Raw genomic sequence first — 25,075 nt, 5'->3', positions numbered from 1 at the left:
TCTAGAAAAAACCCAGGCAAGGGAGGTCGCATATGAACGTCCACGCCGCACCAAAAATCAATGGGTATGGAATCTCGGTTGAATCGCTGAATGGCAGAATTGCCATTTACCGCAATGATGTGCTTATGGCTGAAAGCACAGATGCCAAGGTCATGTATGAAACGCGCCTGCCGCCCACGATCTATGTTCCCCGCGCGGATGTCTGTGTTGATCTGAGCGAAGAAACAGACCTGCAAACATTCTGTCCGTTCAAAGGCACTGCCACATATCACGACATCAATCTGGGTTCCGAAAACCTGGCCAATTCTGTCTGGGCATATGAGGAGGCTCTGCCCGAAAGCGCGGCCATTCAAGGCTGTATCGGCTTTGTGCCCGGTGCCTATACGAAAATCGATCTGGGCGACAACCGCCTTCGCGAACCAGAAGACGGCAACATCAGCGGCCCCCTGATTGATTGGTTGATGCGTGGTGCTTCGACCGCGGCAACGCCCGAGAGCTTTACCAAAGCGCTGGCCGAAAAGATGCTGGAGCACGGCATCGCAATACAAAGGCTGAGCATTCTGGCCTGGTCCCTTCACCCCCTGATCGCGGGAAAACACTATATCTGGGAAAAAGATGAAGAAGAGATTCTGACTAGGGCTCCGACATACGAAATCTATGATCACCCAGCTTTCATAAACAGCCCCTTGCGGCATGTTTCGAACGGCCTGGGTGGCGTGCGGCAAAGGTTGAATGATGAAAACCCGCATAACAGCTTCCCGATCATGGAAGATCTGCGGGCGAAGGGCGCAACAGATTACGTGGCCATGCCCTTGCCGTTTTCCGACGGGCGCACCAATGTTCTGACGCTGACCTGCGATCACCCGGACGGGTTTACAACCGAAAATCTGGGCCTTGTCTTTGAATGTTCTTCGGTAATCGCCCGTTTCTACGAAGTGTTCATGCAGCGCGAAAACGCGCAGGTCCTGCTGGAAACCTATGTCGGCAAACGCACCGGCGCGCGCGTATTGGGCGGCGAAATCAGGCGGGGTGACGGGGATGAGATCGACGCCGCCATCATGTTCTGCGACCTCCGCAATTCAACGAGCCTGGAAGAGAAGCTGGGCCGGGGCGAGTATATCAATCTCCTGAACGAGTTCTTTGAAACGGTCTCGGGCATTGTTCATGACAACAACGGAGAAGTCCTGAAATTCATTGGCGACGCTGTGCTTGCCGTCTTCCCGGCAACGGACGAGGATGCCAGTACGGCCCGCACCAATGCCCAGCGCTCGGCGATCAAAATCGTCGAAACTTTGGGAGAGCTGCGCAAAGAAGGTACGGACAGGCATTGCGACTGTTCGATCGGCGTCGCCTATGGGCGTGTCACCTACGGCAATGTGGGATCTCGCGAACGGCTTGATTTCACAGTTATCGGTCAGGCCGCAAACATCGCCGCACGTTTGGGCGAGTTCGGCAAGTCGCAAGGGCACCGCATTGTCGTTTCAGAAGACATCGAACCGGCCTGTTCCAATGCTGTAACGTTGGGAGACGTCAATCTGCACAACGTGTCCCGACCCGTCAGATCATATGCTTTGCGAACCGCAGCCGATGAGATTCTGAACGGTTGAGGCCTTTCGTTGCAGTTCTGAAGAAAACCGCATTGCCTTGATCAGCGTGACGCCCTTGCGATCATGCTTCACCGACCACTTCGATCCGGAGGCGTTCTGCTCAAACGGCCCCCAACAAGATCAATGCGGTCTGCGCCGGCGAGATCGTGTTCTGAAGTTGCGCAATCTGACTTCTGGCCAAATAGGTGTCGGTCAGTTTCTCGATGGACTTTGGGTTCGAAAACTGTGCCAGATCCTCCGAGCCGGTCAGTTTGAGCAACCTGGCCTTGAACTCGACGAGTTGTTTGTCAATGTCCAGCTGCGCAAAGGATGACGGCAGTCCAAGTGCCGTTTCCATCATGCTGCGCAAAGGGGGCAGCCCCATAAGATCAAACCACTTTGTGTCTGCGCTTGAGGTCCTGTTGGCAAGATCCGAAAGCTCTCGTTGTGCATAGAGCGAAATACGCATCGTTTCATCCGACTCGCCAACGGCAATTTCAAACCGGGCCGTCAAATTGGCCTGGGCGATTTGCTCCATGTCGGACGTCAGAGCGGTTTTTCGGACAGCACCGGGACCAAACCCAAAGGCGTCAGAAAATTCCCGGTATCGCTTGTCGGCCAATCGATTGGACAACGCGTCATCCGCTTGTGTCCCATCCTCGAGGATTTTGCGTATGAAAAACCGGTTGTCCAAATCTCCTTCCAACTCGAACGCACCCAAAGCGACCTGCAACAACCTGCGATCCGAAACCAGCTCTTCGGCGGATTGGATTTTCCCAATGTTGTCCAGAAAGTACTTTGTCTCTCTTTCATTCGCAGCGGACGACGAAAAACTCTGGAGCTGACTTTCATAGGTACGTTGCAGGAACCGCCAGCCCACGATTCCGCCGCTTGGGATGACGGGTTGGAATTTCATTGCTGGTAAGCCATCAGCCGCTCTTCGCGCGGCAGAAGCGAGCGAAGCGATTTGAGGCACTTGTAATAATGCTCTGCAACCAGGGCATCCGTGGCTTCGGCCAAGACCCGACGGCTATCTGCATCCGTAAAAACCTGGCTCAGCTCTTCCACGCGGCGCAACAATTGCTGACGTGCTTGGCCAGGTTCGATGTCCCCCGACAATACAAGCTGCGCGGCATAACAGACGCGGCGCACCGGCGTATTCACCTCATCCGGATGAATCGCATCCCGCAGTCGAAGTACATTTGCCTGTGGCGTCATGATCGAAAACCGGCCGCGGCGATCGCCGTTCTCAATCACGACCCCGTTGATCAGAACCCTTTCTTTCGGGGCAAGCTTCAGGACCAGACCACTCATCAAGTTGCCCTCATCTGGCGCAATCCGCGCAATACAGCCGTGTTGATTTCCACCAACGGTTCAACGGTTGCGCCGTCTCCCAGAACGCGGCTGCTGTGTTGTTCGGTGAATTCGGCAAGGTAGAAGATCCTGGCTCTCAGGTCGTTGGGCAGGGCATTCTCGGAATCGGCAACGCCGGTGGCGAGCACCCCCCATAGCCGCCGGTTTTCGTGCACGGCCTGTACAAAGCCCGAAAAATCCGTTGCCTTTTGTGCCGTTGCTGCCTTCAAGCGCCGTGTGATCCTTGAAATCGCTTCGTATTCCGTGTCTCGAGGCGTCCGAGTCGGCGCGGCGGTTTGCGCATAGGTTTGATGGGCTAGGGTTTGCGGTGTCACTTGAAATCCTTCCAAAGGGCCGTCATCAGGCAGTCATTGATGGGGCGCGAAGACCGCGCCCCAACCGATTTCGCGAATTAGCGGAACAGCGACAGAATCGACTGCGGTGCCTGATTGGCGATCGAAAGCGACTGTGTCGCCAACTGTTGCTGAACCTGAAGCGCCTGCAACCGTGCCGAAGTCTCTTCCATGTCCGCGTCGACCAGCGACCCGATGCCTGACTTGAACGAGTCGGACAGGTTCGAGATGAACTCTTTCTGAGTTTCGATCCGGCTTTGAGAGGAACCGAAAGCAGCCGACGCGTCGATCGAAGTATCAATCAGCGACTCAACGGCGGCCAGGGCAGCGGTCGCACCCGCACCGGTCGAGACATCAATGCCGGCCAACGCGCCCAGACCACCTGCACCAGCGTTCACGAATTGAGCCGAAAACGAAATGTCCGAGCCCGTACCGTTGGTGACAGACAAGGTTCCGGCTGTACCCGAGTCATAATCGACCGTCAGACCGGTAATCCCAAGTTCTTCAATCTTCGATTTCAACCCAACGGCAACCAGATCACCGGTTGTTGTCGCGGCAGCGTCTTCGGCAGACACGGTATAGGATACGACCTGATCGTTGATCGCTACGACGACCTTGTCCCCGGCCGCAAAAACACCGCTGGATTCGTCGGTGACCAGCGCGGTTGCGGCGGTTGCGCCGTTATCGATGGTTGCGCCGACGCGATCGTTGCCTGTCGATGCGCCGGTCGAACCGTCAAAAACCTGCTTGGTGACATAACCACCGGTCGACAGGTTCTGCCCTGCAACGGTGATGGACGACGAGGTCACAGCACCTGTGTTGTCACGATCCAGCGATGCAAGGATCGAAGCGGAACCGGCAGAGCCGTCAACCAAGTTCAGACCATTGAACTGCGCCGCACTGACAACGGACGCGATCTGATCTTTCAGTGCAGTCACATCATCATTGATTTTGCCGCGGTCAACGTTGTCTTCCTGCGCCGCGACGATCTTGCCTTTCATCTGGGTCAGCAGATCAGTGACGGTTTCCGCGGCGTTCCGTGCTACGGCAACGGTCGATTCGCCAAGCGCAAGACTGTCCTTGATGGCGTTGAAACCTTTGACGTCCGACTCCATCACTTTGGAAATCGCCCAAACTGCCGAGTTGTCCTTGGCCGTCGCGACGTCCTTGCCGGTCGAGATTGCGTTCTGGGTCATCGCCAGGTTTTTGTTGACCGACTTGAGAGTTTGCAGCGCAACCATCGCGCCATTGTTTGTCAGAATGCTGGACATAGCTTTCATCCTTTTCCGTTCGGGCCATTTTGCCCATGTTCACCCCGCACTATTTGCGGGCATTGGTGTCTTTCTGACCTGTGCGACGCGCCGCGTGGCCGTTCGCGCCACCTGTTGATCTCAGGTGCAACACCACTTTTGAGCTCGATCCCCTAACGGAGTGCTAAAGCGCCCGGCCCAGAAATTTCGGATTTGAATCAAACTTCTGCCTATGCCCGCTTTTCCAGCTTTGCCGTGCTGCGCACCGCGAATTCACTTCGCTGTCCGTCTGCACCATAGGTGCTGAATTCCTGCCGAACGCGCCGCAATTCAGCCATTCGGCCGGCGACCGCCCGGATGCCTTCAGCCGCGCTGTTCAGCAGCGCCTGATTGCGCTCGGCTTTCTGTTGAACGCGAATCAGTGCCTCACTTTCCAGCACCTGAAGATCATTGATTGCCCCGATCAGCTTTTCTTTTTCAGGCACCATGCTGGACAAACGGTCCAGATCCCCCTGCACAAGCGCGGCACGTTCCAAATCCAGGATTTCTTCCAAAGACTTGATCAACGCTTTGTCGGCCTTAGACGTCATCGGTTTTCTCCATCAGTGACTTGAACAGAATTTCGGAAAGGCCCACGCCACCGGACCGGGCCAGTTGCTGCGCCTGATGTTGAACAAGCATCGAAGAAAACTGATCCTCACCGGCGCCACCGCCAAAGGACTGACGGGTCTTTCCCAACCCGGCGGATTTCAGCATTTCGGCCAGAAACGCGGCCTCAAGCTCTATGGCGGCGTTTTTCAGCCGGGTCTGGGGTGACTGTGATTGAGATACGTGAGGAAAGGTGGAAACCTTCATGGCATTCTCCGAATTTGCTTCGAACTTTCTCGATCAAAGGTGAAAGCGGTTAAAATAAACGTAACTTCCTACAGGCAGTGTTCCGACCAGTCACACGGAGCCGGAGCAAAATGCCCAACCCCATAACGCTGGCGAACGCAACGCCGACCACGCCTGAGAAAGCCGTCACATCGCGTAAGGCTCCGGGCCAAAACACTGGCTCGGAGAGCTTTCAGGATGTCCTCGGGCAAGAGGTTGGTGCCACCGGCCACCCAGAAGGCGAAAACGCTGCCATCAATGCCAAGCTGAAAATTGTCGAAGCAGAGCCCGAACCTGTGCCGGAGACAACGGCCGAGGCATCTGCAACGGCCCATCCCACCCCGATTTCAGAACACATCGGCGAACAGCAACCCCATTCTGCATTCCTGGAAACCCCGGACTTGGACAAGGTAAAGGTGGCGCCGGTTCAGATGGCGGAGGTAAATCAAGCACCCTCTGAAACACCGAATCAACCACCGGTATCGGTACCAAAAGGTTTGCCCACACAAAGCGACACGCCTTCCCCGGTTCCGGCGCTCTCGCAGAAGGTGCAGGGTCCGACGCCCCAACCTGTGCACGTGACAGCCATGACCGAAATCGGCCAGATGTTTGATCAGCTTGCAAAGCCCAAAGGCACGGTCGAACAAACGGGGGTCGTCCCCCTCCCGCTGGACCCTGAAAAGAAGCTTTTGCCCGAAGTGAACATTCTGACGCCCAAATCGTCAGCGCCTGACCGGGCGCCCTCGGTGGCGCAGCTTCAGCTGATGGCAACTGCCGTTGAAGCCGAACCCGTGGCACCCGTTGTCGAAGCTGAGGCCCCGCCGGCCGCCAGAGAGGAACCTTTGCCGCTGACCTCGCGTGAGTCCGTGCCTCAATTCGCGGCTCCGTCCACTGCCGCCCGAGCGGAAATCGCCCGGGCGATTGCTGGTCAGCTGTCGGCGGCTGTCCAGACCCGCACCGGATCAGGAGCAACGGAAATAGCGCTGAATCCGGAAGAGCTTGGGCGTGTGTCCATTGTTCTGAACGGGCGGGAGGACGGGCTGCAAATCACCATTGCGACCGAGCGCCCGGAAACCCTCGATTTAATGCGGCGTCATTTTTCCGTTCTGACAGAAGAGTTTCAGAAGCTGGGTTATGGGGATCTGAGCTTTGATCTGGGAACCTCTTGGGGTTCTGGCGCACATCAAAAGGATGCAAACGACGCTGACACACAATCCCCTTCAAATTCAGAAGCTGCGCCGCACGAACGGATCGATCACACAACTTCCCACACACAGTATCTGGCCTCGGGCCGGGGCATCGACATGAGGTTTTGACCAATGATTACGCCTGTCAACACCACGCAGCCCGTTGCGGATCAACAAAAGGCCGGGGCATCTCAGAAATCCGCGATTACGTCGGACTTTGAGACATTCTTGCTTATGCTAACGGCGCAGGCAAAGAATCAGGATCCGTTGGAGCCGATGGATTCGACCGAATATGCGTCTCAGTTGGCGCAGTTCTCGATGGTCGAGCAACAAGTCCAGACCAATGACCTCTTGTCCAACCTGGCCAACGCATTGGGCGGCACGAAACTGAACGAGCTTGCAAGCTGGGTGGGCATGGACGTCCGTTCGACGTCAGCTTTTCACTTTGACGGCCAGCCCGTGACATTGTTTGCCCAGGCCGACCCTGATGCGGACGCGACGGAATTGGTGATCCGCGACAGTGATGGCACGGTAATCGATAACGTCATCGTACCCACGACAACCGAGGAGTTTGTTTGGGCCGGAGTGGGTTCCTCAGGCAATCCATTGGCATCAGGCAACTACAGCGCAACCCTGGAAAGCTACAAAGGCGACAAGTTGCTCTCTGAAAAACCTGTCGCCGCCTACAATCGCGTTGTCGAAGCACAGGTTGGCGACGATGCTGTTTTGCTGACCTTGCAGGGCGGTCAAGTGATTCCCGCAACTCAGGTCACCGCAGTCCGAACTGGTGCTTGATCTGTCGGGCGGGACGGGCCAAACCTTGGCAAATCGACTCGCCATAAGAAGTGATGGAACCTCTGCCCGACCTGCCTGCCCCCCCTCGTGATCTGGTTGACCATCTTCACGCGCAAGGATTGGTCAACGCGCATCCTCGGTTCGAGACCTTGTACGGCGGGCGCACCAACAAGGTGTGGAAGGTCAAGGGCCGCGACAGTGACAAAGTCCTGAAACTCTACAGCACGATATTGCGCAATCCTTTGTTTCGCAATGATGCTGAGTTGGAGGCCCAATGCCTGAAGGCGCTTGGCACCACGGGTTTCGTGCCAAGGCTGCGGGCCACAGGGCAATACAAAGAAGCCCGTTGGGTGTTTTACGACCACGCCCCCGGAACCCCCTGGCGGCAGGATTCAGCACAGGTTGGCGCCTTGCTGCGCAAGCTTCATACCCTGCCCATTGCCGTCCAGGCGCCAGCCGGATGCAATGGCAGCGCAGACTTGCGCGCTCATGGAAAAAGAATTCTGCAAGGCTGTACGTCAAACGGGCGCGACAGACTCGCTGATTTGCAACCTTCAAATTCGGTCGCACCCACGCAACAGACGTGCCTGATCCATGGCGACCCCGTGGCAGGCAATATCCTTGTGGCGACCGGTGGCCTGACCTTGATCGACTGGCAATGCCCGGCCCAGGGCGATCCCTGCGAAGACCTTGCGCTGTTTTTGTCGCCTGCTATGCAGCAGCTTTACCGAGGCTCACCGCTGTCGAAGAAAGAGGAAGACCAGTTTCTTTCGGCCTACGGTAGGCCCGACATCGTCGCGCGCTATGAACAGCTCAGGCCATGGTATGCGTGGCGCATGGCGACGTATTGCCTCTGGCGTGCTGAAAATGGTGCGCCCGATTACGCGACAGGGTTGAACTTGGAAACCGAAATTCTGTAACGCCCCGCCTCATCGCAGGTCGGCCAGCGCCAGCATGGCGTAGGCTGGCGGCATGAGCACACGGCGCCAGCGACCCAAAGGAAACCGACCCGGTGTTTGCATCATCACGACCGGCAGCCTGGCGTCCTGACCCAGAACCAACCGCGCCAATGCTCGACCGCAATACGTGCCCATAGCGACGCCATTGCCGTGATATGCAAAACCGGCAAACATCCCCGGTTGATCCGGAACGGGGCCGACAAAAGGTGTCAGGGCCCGCGACAGGCACACCAAACCGGACCAGATATGAGTGACCTCGACCGTCGACCAAGCAGGAAACATATGTTTGAAATCCTGCTGAACCTTTCGCCGAATGGCTGCTTCAGCCTCGGCCGATGACCACAGGCCGCCCCGCATACCAAACAGAAAGCGCCCGTCCGGCATCAGGCGGAAATAGTGCAACAGATTGCGCGTATCATAGCACATCTGATCAGATGTCCATCCCTGTGCCATCTGTTCGGTTCGACCAAGGGGTCGCGTTACCATGACGGTCGACTGAGCAGGCATGTATCGTCCGGACATCCAGGCCGGGATATCCTCGCTGGAATAGCCGTTGGTACACACCAACACCGCCTGCGCTTTGACTGTCCCGCTCTGCGTTTGCAACACAAAGCCGGACGCCGTTTTTTCAACGCTCAGAACCGGGGAATTCCGGAACAGATGCGCGCCCATTGCTTCGGCGGTTCGGGCAATCCCGAACAGGTATTTGCGGGGATTCAACCCGAAACCAACCGGCGAAGTGTATCCACCATGAAACGCGCCACCCATGCCCTTCGCGGGCAGGTCTCTGGCTTCGTGCAGGGTTCCCGCCTCGTCGGCATTGCGGCGCAGCATGTCCATCGCCCGCCTGGAATGCGCCAGCTGGGTTTCCCCGCTGGAGTGGGTATCCGCATCGATCTGATGCTGTGCCAACAGATCGGCGACCAGTCGGACCGCTTCCTGTTCCGCTGCCGCATAGTCCAAAGCAGCATCGCGGCCAAATCGGCGCTGCATGGATGCGTGGCCAAGTTTTGAGCCGCCAAGACAGCAAAACCCGCCATTTCGGCCCGAGGCTCCCCACCCCGGTGCGCCGGCTTCGAACACCGCAACCGAAGCTTTTTCAGCCAAATGCAGAGCAGCCGAAACGCCTGTAAATCCGCCGCCAATGATGGCCACATCCACATGCATGTCACCCTGGAACTCTGGCCAATCCGGGCTGGCAACAGTTTCGTCCCACCAACAGCCGTCGCGAGGTTCGCTGCCATAGGCGTAGTCTGGAAAAATCCGCTTCATTCGGTGCGCGCTGCGGCCATTTCATCCTGCTGCTGACGTACCATCGCGCGTTTGGTCACAAGCGAGGCCGTGATTACCCCGACCGTCACCACAGCGATCATGATCGTCGACAACGCGTTGATTTCCGGGCTGACGCCAAGGCGCACGGCCGAGAATATCTTGATCGGCAATGTCGTTGCCGACGGCCCCGAAGTGAAGGATGCAATCACCAGATCATCAAGTGACAAGGTGAAGGCCAGCAACCAGCCCGAGATTACCGCAGGTGCGATGATCGGCAGGGTGACAAGACGGAAGGCTTGCGCGGGCGAACACCCAAGGTCCAGCGCAGCCTCTTCCAGCGACCGGTCAAAGGTGATGAGGCGCGAGGATACGACAACGGAAACGAAACACATCGAAAAGGTCGTATGCGCCAGAACGATGGTCAGAATACCCCGATCCAGGCCGATGCCGATAAATAGCAAAAGCAGCGACAGGCCGGTGATCACTTCGGGCATGACCAACGGTGCATAGATCATGCCGGAAAACAGTGTCCGGCCAAAGAAACGCCCGCTGCGGACCAGTACATAAGCGGCGGCCGTTCCTAGAATTGTCGCCAGCGTCGACGAAAAGACCGCGACCCGGATCGTGACCCAGGCAGCATCAAGGAACGCTTCGTTCCGCAGCAGCTCTCCGTACCATTTCGTCGAAAACCCGGCCCAGACCGTGACCAGCTTGCTTTCGTTGAAGCTGAAGACGATCAGGATGATCATCGGGATGTACAGAAACGCAAAACCCAGCGTCAGCGAAACCGTGTTGAACCAGCTCAATCTGTTCATCCCTCGGCCTCCGCCTGTTTCTGCTGGTTGCGCTGGAACAGCACGATGGGAATGACGAGGATCAGCAGCAGCACGATGGCCACCGCACTTGCCACCGGCCAGTCACGGTTCGAAAAGAACTCTTCCCACAGAACCTTGCCGATCATCAGCGTACCGGAACCACCCAGAAGGGATGGGATCACGAATTCACCGATCACGGGGATCATCACCAGGAAACACCCTGCAATGATGCCGGGTTTGGACAGCGGGATGGTCACCAGCCAGAAGGCCTGCAAACGGGAACACCCCAGATCCTCGGCCGCTTCGATCAATGATCCGTCCAACCGTTCCAACGCAGAATAGATCGGCAGGATCATGAAAGGCAGATAGGTGTAGACGATGCCGATATAGACGGCAGTTGACGTGTTCAGGATCGTCAGCGGCGTCGAGATGATCCCGGTCCACAGCAAGATCTGGTTGAGGTACCCTTCGTTCGACAGAATGCCCATCCAAGCGTAAACCCGGATCAGGAACGAAGTCCAGAAGGGCAGGATGACCAGCATCATCAGTGTCGGTCGCCATTCCTGAGGCGCGCGGGCCATGCCGTAGGCAATGGGATAGCCCACCAGCAGTGTCAGGAAGGTCGAAATCAAAGCGATCTTGACGCTGGACAGGTAGGCTTTCCAATACAGGTCGTCCTCGGTCAGCCAGACATAATTCTCCAGATCAAGCTGGCTGAAGAACTCTTTGATTCCCGCCCAACCGGCAGACAGGTCCAAAGTCGGAGTATAAGGCGGGATGGCAAGCGCGGTATCCGACAGCGAAATCTTCAGAACGATGAAGAACGGCACCAGAAACAGGGCCAACAGCCAGACGTAAGGAATGGCGATCAGAACGGCGCGGCGCATCAGTTGGCCAGCAGAACCGCAGCCGTGGCTGTCCAGGACAGCCAGACCGGGTCTTCCCAGGTGAAAGAACGGCGCGAGATGCGGCGGGTATTGGCCGTCTGCGCCTTGATGATTGTGCCGTTTGCCAATTCAACGTGATAGGTGGACAGATTGCCCAGATAGGCAATGTCGTGAACCTTGCCCTGCACGGCGTTGACCGCATCGACGGGCCGTTCGGCAGAGATCGTCACTTTCTCGGGGCGGATCGCCAGATGGCAGGGCTGACCGTCTGAGAAACCGACAGGCGAAGATGCCGTGAACGGGGCCTGACCTTCGGCCCAATCGATCTGATAGGCGTCCTCTCCGGATGGTGTCGCGCGGCCTTCGATGATGTTCACATCTCCGATGAAGTCAGCGACATAAACAGATTCAGGGTTTTCATAGATCCGATCCGGGGTGGCCACTTGCTTTAACTGGCCCTGATCCATCACCGCGACGCGGGTGGCGACTGTCATCGCCTCTTCCTGATCATGGGTGACGATGACAAAGGTGGTGCCGGTCTTTTCCTGGATATCCATCAATTCGAACTGGGTATCCTGACGCAGCTTCTTGTCCAACGCCCCCAGCGGTTCATCCAGCAGCAGAAGCTTGGGCGCTTTGGCCAACGAGCGCGCCAGCGCAACGCGCTGCCTCTGACCGCCCGAGATCTGATGCGGTTTGCGACGGGCGAACTGTTCCAGCCGGGTCAGGCGCAGCATCTCTTCGACCCGATCTTCCAGATCGTGTTTGGGCATTTTGTCTCGGCGCAGACCGAAAGCGATGTTTTCCCAGACACTCAGATGCGGGAACAGGGCATAGGACTGGAACATCATGTTCACGGCCCGCTTGTTCGGCGGGATGGGGTCGATATCCTGCCCGCCCAGCAGGATATGGCCTTCGGTTGGGGTCTCGAACCCGGCCAGCATCCGCATCATCGTTGTTTTGCCGCACCCTGAAGGGCCTAGCAGGGCAAAAAACTCACGTTCGAAGATATCCAGAGACAGGTTGTCGATCGCCGTGAACTCGCCAAAGCGCTTGGTCACGTTCTGGAACTGGATCAAGGGTTTCGCCTGTGGGTCATTCCACGGCGCAAAAACGTCAGAACTCAAAGCAGCCCCCGCATGGTCAGTTTGGACAATAGTGCGGCGGGGCGATCGCCAGACCGCCCCGCGCTTTTGACCGGATCAGGTGCCTGACTTGATCTTGGTCCAAAGACGGGTCACGACCCGCTGTGTTTTCGCGGGGTACGGAGTCGTGATGTACAGGTTCTGCATCGTGTCTTCATCCGGATAAATTGCCGGATCTCCGATCACGTCTTCCTCAAGAAACTCCTGAGACGCCTTGTTGCCGTTGGCGTAGTACACGTAGTTGGACGCAGCAGCCATGTTGTTGGCATCCAGAATGAAATTCAGGAATTTGTGCGCACCTTCCGGATTCGGCGCGTCGGCAGGAATTGCCATCTGGTCGAACCACATCAACGACCCTTCTGCGAACGGGTGGTATTCGATGTTCACACCGTTGTCGGCTTCGGCCGCGCGGTCCCGCGCCTGCAAAATATCACCGGACCACCCCACGGCTACGCAAATATCGCCATTGGCCAGCGCGTTGATGTATTCCGAACTGTGAAACTTCTGGATGTAGGGGCGAACGCTTGTCAGAACGTCTTCGACCTTCTTGATCACTTCCGGGTCATGGCTGTCGGGGTCTTCACCGATGTACTGCAAGGTCATCGGTATCATTTCGGCTGGCGCATCAAGGAAGTGAACGCCACACGAGGCCAGCTTTTCCATATTCTCCGGCTTCAGAACCAAATCCATGCTGTTCAGGGCCACGTCGTCACCTAAGACTTCCCTGACCTTGTCGACGTTCACGCCGATGCCCGTCGTTCCCCACATGTAGTTGATCGAGTAGGCATTGTTCGGATCATATCCTGCGGTACGTTCCTGAATCACGTCCCACAGATTTACCGCATTCGGCAACTTGGCCATGTCCAGTTCCTGAAATGCGCCCGCCTGAATCTGGCGTTGCAGGAATGTGCCCGACGGCACCACCACATCGTATCCCGAACCACCGGCCAGCATCTTGGTTTCCAGAACCTCGTTGCTGTCGAACACATCGTAAATCAGGGTCAGACCGGTTTCTTCCTCGAATTTGCTCAGCAATTCTTCGTCGATATAGTCGGACCAGTTGTAAACACGCACCTCTTCGGCGAATGCCGCCGAAGTCCCCAATGCGATGACCGCTGTCATGGTCAGCGTTTTGATTGTCATATTCTTCTCCCTGCAAGTGTACGGCTATTTTCCCGTTTTTTTGGATTTGATCAAGTTTTGCGTTTTTCCTCGATCCAGCGTATGGTTTCACGAGGTCTGTCACCTGACAAGTCAGGGTTAGTCGAAATGGGAAGAACCAATTGGATTTGATCAAAAATAAGGCATCTGCGTCGACAAACGACAAAGGGAAACAGCCCGCGCATGAGCAGGTTTATCAAACGCTCAGATCACAGATCCTGTTCGGCGAATTGGTTCCGGGCCAGCCTGTCACGATCCAGGGCCTGACTGATTCGCTGGGTGTTGGCATGACACCGGTGCGCGAAGCCATCCGCCGGTTGATCTCGGACGGGGCATTGGTGTTCCAGGGCAATCGGCGCGTGAGCGTGCCGCTGCTGTCCCCGGGCGATATCCAGGAAATGATCTTTGCCAGAACCTCAATAGAATCAGAGCTTTCAAGGCGCGCGACGTCGAATTTGCAAGCCGAGGACATCGATCATCTTGAGCGGCTGGATACCCATTTGGACCGTATGATCGCCGACGGGGATGTGGGCGGATATCTGCGTCTGAACCAGGCGTTCCACGAAACGCTGTACTCTCATGCAAACGCACCGATTCTCAGTGATCTCGCCGAAAGGCTTTGGTTGCGGTTCGGCCCGTCGCTGCGTGTCGTGTGTGGTCGATTCGGGACTCAAAGCCTGCCGGATCGACACAAGGATATCATTTCCGCCTTGCGCGAAGGCGACGCCGAAAAAGCGGCAAAGGCAACGGCTCAGGACATCGAACAAGGCATGGAATTGATGTCGGACGCCCTGACTTCCGATTAACTCAGCCTGATTCGATTGACAGAGATGAATTTGATCATATTGTGATCTGCAACTGCGTTCTTGTAGGAGATTCTCCGATGTCCACCATAACCAACCATATGCCGACCGCCGAATTGCAGGCGCTGGATGCGGCGCATCACATCCATCCTTTCTCGGCCAATGGTGCGCTGGGGCAGGAAGGGGCCCGCGTGATTACACGCGCCAGCGGGGTTTACCTGACCGACAGCGAAGGTGAGGAAATTCTGGACGCAATGGCAGGTCTTTGGTGCGTCAATATCGGTTATGGCCGCGATGAGCTGGCCGATGTCGCGGCGCGTCAGATGCGCGAACTGCCCTACTACAACACCTTCTTCAAGACGACCCATGTGCCGGCAATCGCACTGGCGGCCAAAATCGCCGAACTGGCACCAGGTGATCTGAACCATGTCTTTTTCGCAGCTGGCGGGTCCGAGGCAAACGACACCAATATCCGCCTCGTGCGCACATACTGGGCCGAGAAGGGGCAGCCGGACAAAAATATCATCATCAGCAGGAAAAACGCGTATCACGGGTCTTCCGTCGGGTCGGCTTCGCTGGGCGGCATGGCAGGCATGCATGCGCAGGGCGGCATTCCGATCCCGAACATTCACCACATCAACCAACCGAACTGGTGGGCGGAAGGCGGTGACATGTCACCCGAAGAGTTCGGCCTGGCGCGCGCACGCGAGCTGGAAGAGGCTATTCTGGAGCTGGGCGAAGACCGCGTCGCGGCCTTTATCGCCGAGCCGGTTCAGGGTGCAGGCGGCGTGATCGTCGCGCCCGATACCTACTGGCCGGAAATTCAGCGCATCTGTGACAAATACGATATCCTGTTGATTGCAGACGAGGTGATCTGTGGGTTCGGCCGAACCGGCAACTGGTTCGGATCGCAAACCGTGGGCATCAAACCGCATATCATGACCATCGCCAAGGGGCTCAGCTCGGGCTATGCGCCGATCGGCGGGTCCATCGTGAATGACGAGATCGCCGAAGTGATCGGCGGGACGGAATTCAACCACGGGTACACCTATTCCGGCCACCCCGTCGCCGCTGCCGTGGCGCTTGAGAACCTGCGCATTTTGGAAGAAGAGAAGATCGTCGAGCATGTGCGCGATGTTGCCGCCCCCTATCTGAAACAGAAATGGGAGGCGCTGGCCGATCACCCGCTGGTGGGTGAGGCGAAGATCGTCGGAATGATGGCCTCCATCGCTCTGACACCCGACAAAGCCAGCCGCGCCAAGTTCGCGTCCGAGCCCGGAACGGTCGGTTATATCTGCCGTGACCGTTGCTTTGCCAACAATCTGATCATGCGCCATGTGGGCGACCGCATGATCATCTCGCCGCCGCTGATCCTGACCCCGGCGGATATCGACGAGATGTTCGTGCGGATTTACAAATCGCTGGACGAAGCGCAGGCCGAAATCATCGCTCAGGGGCTGATGAAAGCCGCATCCTGAGTTCAGAAAAAGGCTTCTACAAAGGGGCGGCCCGTCTGGGTCGCCTCTTATCGTTCACCTTAGCCGCTCCAAAAGTGTCGCAGTTGGATAGCCGTCCGGCACCAAACCCTGCGCCAGTTGGTAGGCGCGAACCGCATTGATGGTGTTCGGCCCGGTGCGCCCATCGATACCCTTTGTATCGAACCCCGCATCAGTCAGGCGGGTTTGCAGCTCTTTCTTCTCGGTGAAGCTCAGCGCCCGCTCACCTCGGGGCCAGTCGGACTGAAACGGTGCGCCACCCGCAAGCCGGTCGGACAGGTGCCCGATACCGATCACGTAAGCGTCGGCCCCGTTATAGGCCTCAATCACGCTGAAATTGTCGAAAATCATCAGCGCCACACCCTGCCCCCCGGCGGGCAAAAGGATTGCGGCTTGCCCGTGATCCGGGACCGGTTTGCCGTCACGCCCCACCACGCCGCGCGCCGCCCATTCTGACGGCAGCAGGGTGTAGTCCCGTTTGGCGGTGGCATAGTCGAACCCTTCGGGCAGGCGCACCTCGACGCCCCATGGCTGCCCCTTTTTCCAACCGTGTCGCGCCAGATAGGACGCGGCCGAGGCCAGCGCATCCGTCGGATCATCCGACCAGATGTCACGCCGACCATCGCCATCGAAATCAACCGCGTGATCCAGATACGAGGTTGGCATGAACTGCGTGTGCCCCATCGCGCCTGCCCAGCTGCCCAGCATGTTGTTGGCGCTGACATCACCTGCCTGCACGATCCTCAGGGCGGCGATCAACTGCGTTTCAAAGAACTGCGCCCGCCGTGCATCAAAGGCCAGTGTCGCCAAAGAACTCAGCGTCCGGTTGCTGCCACGATAAGAGCCGAATGATGTTTCCAGCCCCCAGATCGCCGTGACCACTTCCTTTTCAACGCCATATTCCGCCTCGATTTGCTGCAACACTTGCCGATGTCGTTGCATCACGGCACGACCATTGGAAACGCGCGTGTCCGAGACGGCGGAATCCAGATACTCCCAGATCGGTTTCGAAAATTCAGCCTGATTGCGGTCTCGTTTCAGGATGTCCTCGTCAAAGATCATGTCCGAGAACACCCTGTTCAATGTTCTTTCCGATATGCCCTGCTGCTTCGCGCGCTCCTGAAACGCGCCGAGCCAGGCCTGAAACCGTGCGGTCACGGCCGCGGACACCCGCAAAGCCTCAACCGCCGGGCGCGGGACCGGACGGATCGAAACCGCCACATCCGCCGAGACCAGCTGTATCGTTTTGCCGGACACTGCACTGTCTGGCCAAGTCGTTTTTTCTGATATGTCCGCCTGCACCATGGATGCCCACAATGCGACGGTCATGACGCCGCCTACGCATTTTTGCATTCCGATTTTTCCTGATTACTGCTCGACCTCAGAGTAGCGCAAAATCGGCGAATCACAAAGTCTCAGGCACCCTCATCGCGTTCTTGCGCGTCGTGCGCTGCGCGGATTTGCGCCAAAACTTCGCGCAGCATGGGCACCCGGTTCGGTCTAAAGCTTTGATCTGTCACGGACATGTCCTGCATGCGATCCAACCGGAAGACGCGAAAATCCTGTCTCAGGTGGCACCAGCCGAGCAACACATTTGATCGATCCATATAGACGATGCTCAGCGGGTTGACCCGCCTTTGTGTGGCAACGCCTTTTGCATCCGTATACGAGAACTCGATCGCACGTTCGTCCCACGTTGCCTGCCGCAAAATGGCCACGTCGATTGTCGGCGCGGGCGGGCGATTGAACCGCGTTGCCGCCAGAACCGCGTGGCTCAGCCGATGGGACTGACGCTGTGGCAATCGCCCCTGCAACTTCCTCAGGGCGGCACTGGCTGCATCTGACAAGGCCGGATCCCCAATCACCTGAACTTCGCGCAAGCCAAGAACCAGGGCCTCAAGCTCGTCATCAGTGAAACCCAATGGCGGCAATGTGGCATCTTCGATCAGAGTGAATCCAAAGCCTGCCTCACCGTCGATAACGGCCCCCAGACCACGCAGCGCGTCAATATCCCTATGTATCGTTCTGGCAGAAACACCCAGATCCTGCGCCAGGTGTTCAGACGTTCTGGGCGACGGGCCAGAACGCAGGGCTTGCATCAGTTGAAACAATCGGGCGGTGCGGGACATGATGAACCCTAGCCTATCCCTAATGACAAAAACTGTCATCAGGCCAGATTACTCATCCGGCACGTCAAAAATACGGAGCCACGCGATGCTGACCCTTCTCACCTATCCTTCTGCCTTCGGACTGTTCAGCGCCAGTCCGTTCTGCGTCAAGACAGCCTTGATGCTTCAGCACTCCGGTCAGGTCTGGCAGCGCTCGGACATGCTTGACCCGCGCAGGATGCCGCATCAAAAACTGCCAGTGCTGCGCACGCCAGAGCGGTTGATACCGGACAGCGATCTGATCCGCGATTGGCTGGAACAGAAGGGGGCGGAGTTCGATCAGGGGCTTTCGGATGTGGAAAAAGCGCAATCCCGCGCGCTGGTACGAATGGCCGAAGAGCATCTGTATTTCCACATCGTTCTGGACCGCTGGGGAAATGACGAGGTCTGGCCGATCCTTCGCGAAACCTTTTTCACCGGAATTCCGGCCCTGATCCGAAAGCCGGTGTCCAATGCGATCCGAAAATCCGTTCTGAAAGGGATCACCTCGCAAGGGATCGGCCGGTTCTCGTTGTCCGAGCGCCTGGACCGGGTCGAACGCGATCTCGAGGCGATCTCGGCCCATCTGTGGCAATCCCGCTTCCTGCTGGCGGATCAACCGACATCAGCAGATATGAGCGTCGGCCCGATGCTCGCCGCCATGCGCGCAACGCCTGCCGATACCCCACTGACCCGCAGGATCAAACAGGATAATCTGTTGAACAGTTACGTGAACCGGATGGAACAGGCGATACCGATTGCATGAAACCTTTTGATGACCCCTCGGTCGCCTCGGCCTTTGAGGCCATGCCCCCGCACGCACGCGCGGGGGCCCTGGCGCTTCGCGATCTGATACTGAACACAGCAGAGTCTCTGCCCGCCGCCAATCCATTGCGGGAAGAGCTGCGCTGGGGCCAGCCCGCCTATCTTGCCCCCAAAGGATCAACGATCCGGCTGGGGGCTCACAAATCCGCGGATTTCGCACTGTTCGTACACTGCCAAAGCCGATTGATCGGTGATTTCACCACGGCCTTTCCGGGCGAGGATCGGATTGACGGGAACCGGGCCATTCTGTTCGATGACCCGCGCCAGATCGATGTAACCCGCCATGGCTGGCTGATTGCCCGGGCGCTGACCTATCACCTTTGACGGCGCTTGCGTTCGACCTTGCGCTTGATCTTGTCCTTCTTGCGCTTGGTGCTGGCTGCCTTGCGTCGCGTCGGCCGCTTGGCGGGCCCGCGCCCGCGCGGCAGCGCCTGATCGTCGATGGACAGCAGCTCCAGCTCCAACCCGCCGGTCACAGGTGTCGCCTCGGTCAGCCGCACCGTGACCCGCTGGCCGATGGCGATGATCAGCCCGGAATCCGAGCCCATCAGCGTTCCGGCCTCTCGATCAAAATGGAAGAATTCGCGTCCCAAAGACCGCACCGGCACCAGGCCATCCGCGCCCGTTTCGTCCATTTTCACGAAGGCCCCGAACCGGGCAATGCCACTGATCCGCCCGGTAAATTCGTTGCCCACGCGTTCGCTGAGATAGGCCGCCAGATAGCGGTCGGTCGTATCGCGCTCGGCCATCATCGAGCGGCGTTCGGTATCCGAAATATGCGTGGCCGTTTCTTCGAGCCGGGCAATTTCGTCCTCGGTCAGCCCGTCCTTGCCCCAGCCATGGGCCGAGATCAGCGCCCGGTGCACGATCAGGTCGGCATAGCGCCGGATGGGCGAGGTGAAATGCGCGTAGTTGCGCAGCGCCAGCCCGAAATGGCCGAAGTTTTCCGGGCTGTAATAGGCCTGCGCCATCGACCGCAAGGTGCTGAGATTGATCAACTCGGCATCCTCGGTGCCGGCGGCAGCATTCAACAGCGCGTTCAAGTGACGGGTCTGGAGCACCTGCCCCTTGGCCAGATTGAGACCCGCCGCCTGCGCCGTCTCGCGCAGGCTTTCCAGTTTTTCGGGCGCGGGTTCTTCGTGCACCCGGAACAGCAGCGGGCTGCGCTTGGCGATCAGCGTCTCGGCGGCGGCCACGTTGGCCAGGATCATGAATTCCTCGATCAGCCGGTGCGCGTCCAGCCGGTCACGGAAGGCCACGCTTTCGACCTCGCCCTTGTCGTTCAGAACGATCTTGCGCTCCGGCAGGTCCAACTCCAGCGGCTGGCGATCAGCACGGGCCTTTTTCAGCGCGGCATAGGCGGCATAGAGCGGCTTCAGAACGCTCTCCAGCAGCGGCCCGGTGCGGTCGTTCGGATGACCGTCGATGGCCTCCTGCACCTCGGTGTAGTTCAACGAGGCTGCCGAGCGCATCAGACCGCGCACGAACCGGTGACCGATCTTGTTGCCATCCGCGTCGATCTGCATCCGCACCGCGATACAGGCGCGCGGCACGCCTTCATGCAGCGAACACAGATCACCCGACAGACGGTCGGGCAGCATCGGCACGACGCGGTCAGGGAAATAGCTGGAATTGCCGCGCTTGCGCGCCTCGCGGTCCAGCGCGGTGCCGGGCCGCACATAGGCGGCGACATCAGCAATGGCGACCCAGATGACGTGCCCTCCGGGGTTCTTGGGATCATCGTCTGCATGGGCATAGCAGGAGTCGTCATGATCGCGCGCGTCCGAGGGATCGATCGTCAGCAATGGCATATCCCGCAGATCCTCGCGCCCTTTCAGGCCGACAGGTTTGGCCTGATCGGCCTCGGCAATCACCTTGTCGGGGAAATCATCCGGGATGCCGTGCTGATGGATCGCGATCAACGAAACGGCCTTGGGCGCAGTCGGGTCGCCCAGCCGTTCTACGATACGCGCGCGTGGCAGCCCCATGCGGTTTTTCGGCCCGGCTTGTTCAGCCTCGACCAGTTCGCCATCCCTGGCGCCCAGCGCAGCGCCTTCGGCCACCAGCCATTCGGTCGATCCGGCCTTGTCGATCGGCACGATCCGCCCGCCTTCAGCCCCTTTGCGGAAGATACCCACGATTTTCCGAGGGTTCGTCCCGATACGGCGGATCAGGCGGGCTTCGTAATTGTGGTCTTCCTCATGCACCACGGTCAGACGAGCCAGAATGCGATCACCTTCGCCCAGCGCCGGGTCGCTGGCGCGGGCAATGATCAGAACGATGGGCTCGACCCCCTCGCCATGCCATTCCAGCGGCCGCGCGAACAGGTCGCCATCGGCATTCGGCGCCTTTACCTGCAACACGCTGACCGGCGGCAGGCGGTCCGGGTCGCGGTAACTGCGCTTGCGCTTCTCAAGATGACCTTCGGCCTCAAGCTCTTTGAGGATACGTTTCAGATCAATCCGATCCGCGCCCTTGATGCCAAAGGCTTTGGCGATATCGCGTTTCGAGGTCAGGGTGGGGTTCGCCGAGATCCAGTCGAGGACCTCCTGCTTGGTAGGGATGCGAGTCATACGTCCGGCCTAGCACGCGTTTGCGACCGCGTCATGACCAAAAAGCCTCAGGGTTCAAGATCGGCAACCGTATCCACATCGCGCAGCTGATCAAGCAATGACACCCGACCGCCAGAAATCGAGGCCAGCGTGTCAGCCAATGCGTGTTCTGTCGACCAGCGCACGTTTTGGAACAGACTTGCCGGCAAAGCCGCATATCGTTGCGCGCCGATCAGCCAATAGCCACCATCCGGTGCTGGCCCAAACACCATCTGAGAACGCCCCAATGCGTCGAAAGCACGGGCAATATGGCGGCGCGAAATGCCCGGAATATCCGCACCGATCAGACAAACCGGCCCCTTGGGCATCCCGCGCAGCATCCGCCCCATGCGATCCCCCAGGTCCCCACGCCCCTGCGCGGCGCGCGGCAGGTCCGCAGGCCAAACCCGGCTGTTCAGACCCTGCTGATCGGGTGAGACGGCCAAAACGATTCGCCAACGGGGATCACGCAGCCCTCGGATCAAGGACCGGGTCTGGTGCCGAAACCACCACGCCGCCGCGACCATGCCGATTTCTCGCCCAAGCCGCGTTTTGACGCGGCCCGGTTGAGGTTCCTTCACCATGATCACCAATGTGCGCTGCATGGATCAGGCGAAATAGTCGGTCAGGATACGGGTATAAATCGATTTGAGCTGCTGGATCTGGGCCACCTCGACGCACTCGTCGACCTGATGCATCGTGCGCCCGACCAGACCGAACTCTACAACCGGGCAATGGTTCTTGATGAAACGCGCATCCGACGTACCACCGGTCGTCGAAAGCTCGGGCGTTGCGCCTGTTTCCGCCTCTACCGCCTTGGCCACCAGATCCGACAAGGGCCCCGGCGGGGTCAGAAAGCTTTCGCCCGAAATCTTGATTGCGACATCTATTTCAACGCCGAACTGAGCGGCCACCTGATCTGCTTCCGACTTCAGCCAGTCGCTCAGGCTGGCCCCGGAATGCAGATCATTGAAACGAATATTCACCGTTCCCTTGCACTGCGCCGGGATCACGTTGGTGGCCGCATTCCCGGTGTCGATTGTCACCACTGCCAATGTCGACGCATCGAAGTGGTCCGTGCCCTGATCCAGTTCGTGCCCCGCCAGCCGATCCATCAGCCGCGCCATGGCTGGCAACGGGTTTTTGGCACGATGCGGATAGGCCGAATGCCCCTGAACACCGGTGATGGTAAACCATGCGGTCATCGACCCGCGACGGCCGATCTTCATCATTTCGCCCATCTTGTTCGGGCAGGTCGGCTCACCCACCAAACAGTCTGACATATGTTCATCCGCGCCGTCCATGTAATCCAGCAAAGCGGTCGTGCCATCCAGCGCGTCGCCTTCCTCGTCGCCGGTGATCGTCAGGATGATGGCTCCGTCAGGCGGGGTGTCGCGCACGAAATCGATTGCCGCCGCCGCAAACGCCGCAACGCCGGATTTCATATCCGTTGCCCCACGCCCATACATCACACCATCCCGTATTTCGGCCCCGAAAGGCGGCATCGTCCACGCGGCCTCGTCGCCGACCGGCACAACATCAGTATGGCCGTTGAACCCGAAACTGCGCGGATGGCCTTTCTGACCCCATCGTGCGAACAGGTTGCTGACGCCACCACGGTCGACACGCGTGCATTCAAACCCCGCATCCGCCAGCACCAATCCCAGCAGAACCAGCGCGCCACCCTCGGCAGGTGTGACCGATGGGCAACGGATCAGATCGGCTGTCAATTGGACGGGGTCAGTCATGCAATGGCCTCTGGAACTGTATCTTTCGCGGGTTCGCGCACAGATTCAACGAATTGGCCGGTTTTCCAACCCCAATTCGCAAAAATATCATTTCACCCGACCGCGCAGATATCAAAGCGACACCCCAACAAATCATGGCGGTTTACCCGGCGACCATCTTGCCGCCCGCCGTACAATCGCGTTACAGGGCCGCGAAACAGGTGAATGAAAATGAAGCGCGCATTCTACGCACTGATCTGCCTGACTTTCGCCGTCCTCGCGCAGCAGAGCATGGCACAGTCTCTAACGGTTACGACGGTGACCCGCCCCCCGTTTTCCTATGTAGAGGACGGTGCGGAAACCGGCTTTTCGATGGATCTGCTCGCCGCGCTGGCAGAGGCGCTGAACTGGGACTATTCCATCAATCGGGTCGATTCATTCTCGGAAATGCTGGAGGCGGTTCAGAATGGGTCCGCCGATCTTGCGGTCGCCAATATCTCGATAACCGCGCTGCGGGAAACGCAAATGGACTTCAGCCAGCCGATCTTTGAGGCGGGCCTACAGATCATGGTGCCATCGGAAGCCGCGCGCCAGCCTTCGTTGCTGCATGCGCTGCTCTCAAAAGAGTTGTTTATCGCCATCGGCCTGGCCTTCGCCATTCTGTTGGGCGGCGGCATGTTGATGTGGAGCTTTGAACGTAGTGCTCAACCCTATTTCGATCGCAAGCTAAACGAGGCATGGTTTCCCTCGTTCTGGTGGGCGCTGAACCTCGTCGTGAACGGCGGGTTCGAAGAGAGGATGCCGCGCACGCCGTTCGGCCGGCTTCTGGGTGTCGTTCTGGTTGTTTCGTCACTGTTCATCGTGTCCGTTTTCACGGCCCGCATCACCTCGGTCATGACCGTGGATGCGATCACAGGCAGCGTGAATTCGGTGAATGACCTGTATGGCAAAAGTGTCGGGACAATCACGGACTCGACCGCGGCAAGTTTTCTGAACCGGCGTGATATTGAATTCACCGGCTATCCCGGGCTGGAGCAGATGCTGGATGCGTTCCAGTCCAAACAACTGGATGCCGTCGTATTCGACGCGCCAATCCTGTCCTACTATGCGGCCCATGAAGGCCGGCGAACGGCGTCGATGACAGGCGGTGTCTTCCTGCGCGAGAACTATGGCATCGCTTTCCCGACCGGGTCGCCTCTGGTCGAGGATGTCAACCAGGCCCTGCTGTCATTGCGCGAAGACGGAACCTATGACGAAATCTATCGCAAGTGGTTCGGTATGCGGAACTAGGCCTGCGCCTCGTCTCCGAAGAACGGTGTCATCTGCGCGACGATCACGGCGTTTTCATCCAGAGCACGCTGCATCAGAGCACGTTCGTCAGGTTCGATTTCATGTCCCTGTGCCTCACGCTCGGCCAAGGTCCCGTACCCGGTGACATCCAAAGGCGCGGTGTCGGCCTGCTTCAGAATAGCCACCGTCTCGCGCACGGCTTCGGCTTCGTCCACGCCGCTGGCATAGCAGATCAGTGCCGCCCCGGTCGCACCGTCCGGCAGCCCGTCGCCATCCTTACGGCCGATCTGGACCAGAAGGGTATAGACTTGCTGACGTGAGGGCTTCTTGCGCTTTTCCATGGGCCCTGCATTACGCGCGGCGTTTTGAAGGGTCAACTGCTTCCATCGATCCTGGCTTTAAGTATGGGATCTTACGCAGCCCCTTGCCCCGCCCATAGGCAGTGAGGACTTGCAGAAATGCGACTCAGCAAAGCCCTATTCCCGTTTTCGCCCAAAAATTGAGCAGCGTTTCAATTCCAATCCCTGAGTTGAAACGGGCACATTTTTGCCACATTTTTG

General features: G+C 58.3%; 26 protein-coding genes. 9 read left to right on the top strand and 17 right to left on the bottom strand.

All coding sequences use genetic code 11. The features are described from left to right. The first annotated feature begins 32 nt into the window (after nt 1–32). Complete coding sequence (locus tag GS612_RS17670) at nt 33–1,607, top strand: DUF427 domain-containing protein (RefSeq protein WP_171642117.1); 1,575 nt, start codon at nt 33–35, stop codon at nt 1,605–1,607. Nucleotides 1,608–1,707: 100 nt separating this feature from the next. Here GS612_RS17670 and GS612_RS17665 read toward each other — a convergent pair whose 3' ends face one another. The 6 genes from GS612_RS17665 to GS612_RS17640 all read right to left on the bottom strand — a co-directional run bounded on the left by GS612_RS17665 (nt 1,708) and on the right by GS612_RS17640 (nt 5,397). Continuing rightward, entirely contained in the window at nt 1,708–2,502 is a 795-nt protein-coding gene (locus GS612_RS17665) for a DUF1217 domain-containing protein (RefSeq protein ID WP_171642116.1), read from the bottom strand. Beyond that, the gene (flbT, locus tag GS612_RS17660) at nt 2,499–2,900 is read right to left on the bottom strand and encodes a flagellar biosynthesis repressor FlbT (protein WP_152459291.1); all 402 of its coding nucleotides are present in this window, start codon (nt 2,898–2,900) and stop codon (nt 2,499–2,501) included. Before flbT ends, GS612_RS17665 begins: the two co-directional genes overlap by 4 nt. Further along, nucleotides 2,900–3,274 carry a flagellar biosynthesis regulator FlaF gene (gene flaF, locus GS612_RS17655; protein ID WP_170345565.1) on the bottom strand — a complete coding sequence of 125 codons (375 nt, stop codon included), beginning with the start codon at nt 3,272–3,274 and terminating at the stop codon, nt 2,900–2,902. Before flaF ends, flbT begins: the two co-directional genes overlap by 1 nt. Before the next feature lie 77 nt (nt 3,275–3,351). Next, nucleotides 3,352–4,563, bottom strand: a complete 1,212-nt coding sequence (locus GS612_RS17650; protein ID WP_171119936.1) for a flagellin — start codon at nt 4,561–4,563, stop codon at nt 3,352–3,354. 209 nt (nt 4,564–4,772) lie between these two features. Further along, the gene (locus GS612_RS17645; protein WP_171642115.1) at nt 4,773–5,132 is read right to left on the bottom strand and encodes a flagellar biosynthesis protein FlgN; all 360 of its coding nucleotides are present in this window, start codon (nt 5,130–5,132) and stop codon (nt 4,773–4,775) included. Beyond that, nucleotides 5,122–5,397 carry a rod-binding protein gene (locus GS612_RS17640; protein WP_171642114.1) on the bottom strand — a complete coding sequence of 92 codons (276 nt, stop codon included), beginning with the start codon at nt 5,395–5,397 and terminating at the stop codon, nt 5,122–5,124. The genes GS612_RS17645 and GS612_RS17640 overlap by 11 nt, the downstream gene beginning before the upstream one ends. Before the next feature lie 110 nt (nt 5,398–5,507). Here GS612_RS17640 and GS612_RS17635 point away from each other — a divergent pair, with 110 nt between their 5' ends. The 3 genes from GS612_RS17635 to GS612_RS17625 are packed head-to-tail and all read left to right on the top strand — an operon-like array spanning nt 5,508 to nt 8,317. Next, complete coding sequence (locus GS612_RS17635) at nt 5,508–6,731, top strand: flagellar hook-length control protein FliK (RefSeq protein WP_171642113.1); 1,224 nt, start codon at nt 5,508–5,510, stop codon at nt 6,729–6,731. A gap of 3 nt (nt 6,732–6,734) precedes the next feature. Next, complete coding sequence (locus GS612_RS17630) at nt 6,735–7,397, top strand: flagellar hook capping FlgD N-terminal domain-containing protein (RefSeq protein ID WP_171642112.1); 663 nt, start codon at nt 6,735–6,737, stop codon at nt 7,395–7,397. A gap of 53 nt (nt 7,398–7,450) precedes the next feature. Continuing rightward, the gene (locus GS612_RS17625) at nt 7,451–8,317 is read left to right on the top strand and encodes an aminoglycoside phosphotransferase family protein (protein WP_171642111.1); all 867 of its coding nucleotides are present in this window, start codon (nt 7,451–7,453) and stop codon (nt 8,315–8,317) included. Between the two features lie 9 nt (nt 8,318–8,326). On the opposite strand, the gene GS612_RS17620 is transcribed toward GS612_RS17625, so the two are convergent. The 5 genes from GS612_RS17620 to GS612_RS17600 form a co-directional block, all read right to left on the bottom strand. Continuing rightward, on the bottom strand, nt 8,327–9,628 hold the full coding sequence (locus GS612_RS17620; RefSeq protein ID WP_171642110.1) for an FAD-binding oxidoreductase: 1,302 nt from the start codon (nt 9,626–9,628) through the stop codon (nt 8,327–8,329). Continuing rightward, nucleotides 9,625–10,443, bottom strand: coding sequence for an ABC transporter permease (locus GS612_RS17615; protein ID WP_152459300.1), 819 nt, complete (start codon nt 10,441–10,443; stop codon nt 9,625–9,627). The genes GS612_RS17620 and GS612_RS17615 overlap by 4 nt, the downstream gene beginning before the upstream one ends. Then, nucleotides 10,440–11,330: an ABC transporter permease subunit gene (locus GS612_RS17610; RefSeq protein WP_152459301.1), complete on the bottom strand. Its 891-nt coding sequence runs from the start codon at nt 11,328–11,330 to the stop codon at nt 10,440–10,442. Before GS612_RS17610 ends, GS612_RS17615 begins: the two co-directional genes overlap by 4 nt. Then, a complete protein-coding gene (locus GS612_RS17605; protein ID WP_171642109.1) occupies nt 11,330–12,457 on the bottom strand; it encodes an ABC transporter ATP-binding protein in 1,128 nt (375 codons plus the stop codon). The genes GS612_RS17610 and GS612_RS17605 overlap by 1 nt, the downstream gene beginning before the upstream one ends. Nucleotides 12,458–12,532: 75 nt before the next feature. Further along, nucleotides 12,533–13,618, bottom strand: coding sequence for a polyamine ABC transporter substrate-binding protein (locus GS612_RS17600; RefSeq protein ID WP_171642107.1), 1,086 nt, complete (start codon nt 13,616–13,618; stop codon nt 12,533–12,535). 140 nt (nt 13,619–13,758) lie between these two features. On the opposite strand from GS612_RS17600, the gene GS612_RS17595 reads away from it, so the two are divergent. Beyond that, entirely contained in the window at nt 13,759–14,442 is a 684-nt protein-coding gene (locus tag GS612_RS17595) for a GntR family transcriptional regulator (protein ID WP_171642105.1), read from the top strand. 77 nt (nt 14,443–14,519) lie between these two features. After that, nucleotides 14,520–15,917, top strand: a complete 1,398-nt coding sequence (locus GS612_RS17590) for an aspartate aminotransferase family protein (protein ID WP_171642103.1) — start codon at nt 14,520–14,522, stop codon at nt 15,915–15,917. A gap of 54 nt (nt 15,918–15,971) precedes the next feature. Here the strand turns inward: GS612_RS17590 and GS612_RS17585 are convergent, their stop codons facing one another. Continuing rightward, nucleotides 15,972–17,288: a lytic murein transglycosylase gene (locus GS612_RS17585; RefSeq protein ID WP_171642101.1), complete on the bottom strand. Its 1,317-nt coding sequence runs from the start codon at nt 17,286–17,288 to the stop codon at nt 15,972–15,974. Between the two features lie 62 nt (nt 17,289–17,350). Next, entirely contained in the window at nt 17,351–18,064 is a 714-nt protein-coding gene (locus GS612_RS17580; RefSeq protein ID WP_171642099.1) for a YafY family protein, read from the bottom strand. A gap of 85 nt (nt 18,065–18,149) precedes the next feature. Here GS612_RS17580 and GS612_RS17575 point away from each other — a divergent pair, with 85 nt between their 5' ends. Together GS612_RS17575 and GS612_RS17570 are read left to right on the top strand one after the other, a co-directional pair. Continuing rightward, complete coding sequence (locus GS612_RS17575; protein ID WP_171642097.1) at nt 18,150–18,848, top strand: glutathione S-transferase family protein; 699 nt, start codon at nt 18,150–18,152, stop codon at nt 18,846–18,848. Then, nucleotides 18,845–19,231, top strand: coding sequence for a DUF1801 domain-containing protein (locus GS612_RS17570; protein ID WP_171642095.1), 387 nt, complete (start codon nt 18,845–18,847; stop codon nt 19,229–19,231). Before GS612_RS17575 ends, GS612_RS17570 begins: the two co-directional genes overlap by 4 nt. Here the strand turns inward: GS612_RS17570 and rnr are convergent. From rnr to dapE, 3 genes are read right to left on the bottom strand one after another with little or no spacing between them, the layout of a single operon-like run. After that, nucleotides 19,222–21,480 (bottom strand): ribonuclease R, encoded by a 2,259-nt coding sequence (rnr, locus tag GS612_RS17565; RefSeq protein ID WP_171642094.1) that lies wholly within the window; start codon nt 21,478–21,480, stop codon nt 19,222–19,224. The genes GS612_RS17570 and rnr overlap by 10 nt on opposite strands. 47 nt (nt 21,481–21,527) lie before the next feature. After that, the gene (locus GS612_RS17560; RefSeq protein ID WP_171642092.1) at nt 21,528–22,103 is read right to left on the bottom strand and encodes a TIGR04282 family arsenosugar biosynthesis glycosyltransferase; all 576 of its coding nucleotides are present in this window, start codon (nt 22,101–22,103) and stop codon (nt 21,528–21,530) included. Between the two features lie 3 nt (nt 22,104–22,106). Further along, nucleotides 22,107–23,246: a succinyl-diaminopimelate desuccinylase gene (gene dapE, locus GS612_RS17555; protein ID WP_171642090.1), complete on the bottom strand. Its 1,140-nt coding sequence runs from the start codon at nt 23,244–23,246 to the stop codon at nt 22,107–22,109. 210 nt (nt 23,247–23,456) lie between these two features. Here dapE and GS612_RS17550 point away from each other — a divergent pair, with 210 nt between their 5' ends. After that, the gene (locus tag GS612_RS17550) at nt 23,457–24,515 is read left to right on the top strand and encodes a transporter substrate-binding domain-containing protein (RefSeq protein WP_171230558.1); all 1,059 of its coding nucleotides are present in this window, start codon (nt 23,457–23,459) and stop codon (nt 24,513–24,515) included. Here the strand turns inward: GS612_RS17550 and GS612_RS17545 are convergent. Then, nucleotides 24,512–24,856 carry a hypothetical protein gene (locus GS612_RS17545; protein WP_171119954.1) on the bottom strand — a complete coding sequence of 115 codons (345 nt, stop codon included), beginning with the start codon at nt 24,854–24,856 and terminating at the stop codon, nt 24,512–24,514. The two genes, GS612_RS17550 and GS612_RS17545, sit on opposite strands and share 4 nt — an antisense overlap. Nucleotides 24,857–25,075 lie beyond the last annotated feature (219 nt).

The organism is Ruegeria sp. HKCCD6157 (genome assembly GCF_013110685.1).
Taxonomy (GTDB): domain Bacteria; phylum Pseudomonadota; class Alphaproteobacteria; order Rhodobacterales; family Rhodobacteraceae; genus Ruegeria.
The sequence above is the reverse complement of the archived record's forward strand: the minus strand, read 5'-3'. Positions and strand labels throughout refer to the sequence as shown.

Coding starts and splice junctions, on each gene's coding strand:
- GS612_RS17670 (WP_171642117.1), top strand. CDS start 33: ATGAACGTCCACGCCGCACCAAAAATCAATGGGTATGGAATCTCGGTT.
- GS612_RS17665 (WP_171642116.1), bottom strand. CDS start 2,502: ATGAAATTCCAACCCGTCATCCCAAGCGGCGGAATCGTGGGCTGGCGG.
- flbT (WP_152459291.1), bottom strand. CDS start 2,900: ATGAGTGGTCTGGTCCTGAAGCTTGCCCCGAAAGAAAGGGTTCTGATC.
- GS612_RS17650 (WP_171119936.1), bottom strand. CDS start 4,563: ATGTCCAGCATTCTGACAAACAATGGCGCGATGGTTGCGCTGCAAACT.
- GS612_RS17645 (WP_171642115.1), bottom strand. CDS start 5,132: ATGACGTCTAAGGCCGACAAAGCGTTGATCAAGTCTTTGGAAGAAATC.
- GS612_RS17640 (WP_171642114.1), bottom strand. CDS start 5,397: ATGAAGGTTTCCACCTTTCCTCACGTATCTCAATCACAGTCACCCCAG.
- GS612_RS17635 (WP_171642113.1), top strand. CDS start 5,508: ATGCCCAACCCCATAACGCTGGCGAACGCAACGCCGACCACGCCTGAG.
- GS612_RS17630 (WP_171642112.1), top strand. CDS start 6,735: ATGATTACGCCTGTCAACACCACGCAGCCCGTTGCGGATCAACAAAAG.
- GS612_RS17625 (WP_171642111.1), top strand. CDS start 7,451: ATGGAACCTCTGCCCGACCTGCCTGCCCCCCCTCGTGATCTGGTTGAC.
- GS612_RS17620 (WP_171642110.1), bottom strand. CDS start 9,628: ATGAAGCGGATTTTTCCAGACTACGCCTATGGCAGCGAACCTCGCGAC.
- GS612_RS17615 (WP_152459300.1), bottom strand. CDS start 10,443: ATGAACAGATTGAGCTGGTTCAACACGGTTTCGCTGACGCTGGGTTTT.
- GS612_RS17610 (WP_152459301.1), bottom strand. CDS start 11,330: ATGCGCCGCGCCGTTCTGATCGCCATTCCTTACGTCTGGCTGTTGGCC.
- GS612_RS17600 (WP_171642107.1), bottom strand. CDS start 13,618: ATGACAATCAAAACGCTGACCATGACAGCGGTCATCGCATTGGGGACT.
- GS612_RS17590 (WP_171642103.1), top strand. CDS start 14,520: ATGTCCACCATAACCAACCATATGCCGACCGCCGAATTGCAGGCGCTG.
- GS612_RS17585 (WP_171642101.1), bottom strand. CDS start 17,288: ATGCAAAAATGCGTAGGCGGCGTCATGACCGTCGCATTGTGGGCATCC.
- GS612_RS17580 (WP_171642099.1), bottom strand. CDS start 18,064: ATGTCCCGCACCGCCCGATTGTTTCAACTGATGCAAGCCCTGCGTTCT.
- GS612_RS17575 (WP_171642097.1), top strand. CDS start 18,150: ATGCTGACCCTTCTCACCTATCCTTCTGCCTTCGGACTGTTCAGCGCC.
- GS612_RS17570 (WP_171642095.1), top strand. CDS start 18,845: ATGAAACCTTTTGATGACCCCTCGGTCGCCTCGGCCTTTGAGGCCATG.
- rnr (WP_171642094.1), bottom strand. CDS start 21,480: ATGACTCGCATCCCTACCAAGCAGGAGGTCCTCGACTGGATCTCGGCG.
- GS612_RS17560 (WP_171642092.1), bottom strand. CDS start 22,103: ATGCAGCGCACATTGGTGATCATGGTGAAGGAACCTCAACCGGGCCGC.
- dapE (WP_171642090.1), bottom strand. CDS start 23,246: ATGACTGACCCCGTCCAATTGACAGCCGATCTGATCCGTTGCCCATCG.
- GS612_RS17550 (WP_171230558.1), top strand. CDS start 23,457: ATGAAGCGCGCATTCTACGCACTGATCTGCCTGACTTTCGCCGTCCTC.
- GS612_RS17545 (WP_171119954.1), bottom strand. CDS start 24,856: ATGGAAAAGCGCAAGAAGCCCTCACGTCAGCAAGTCTATACCCTTCTG.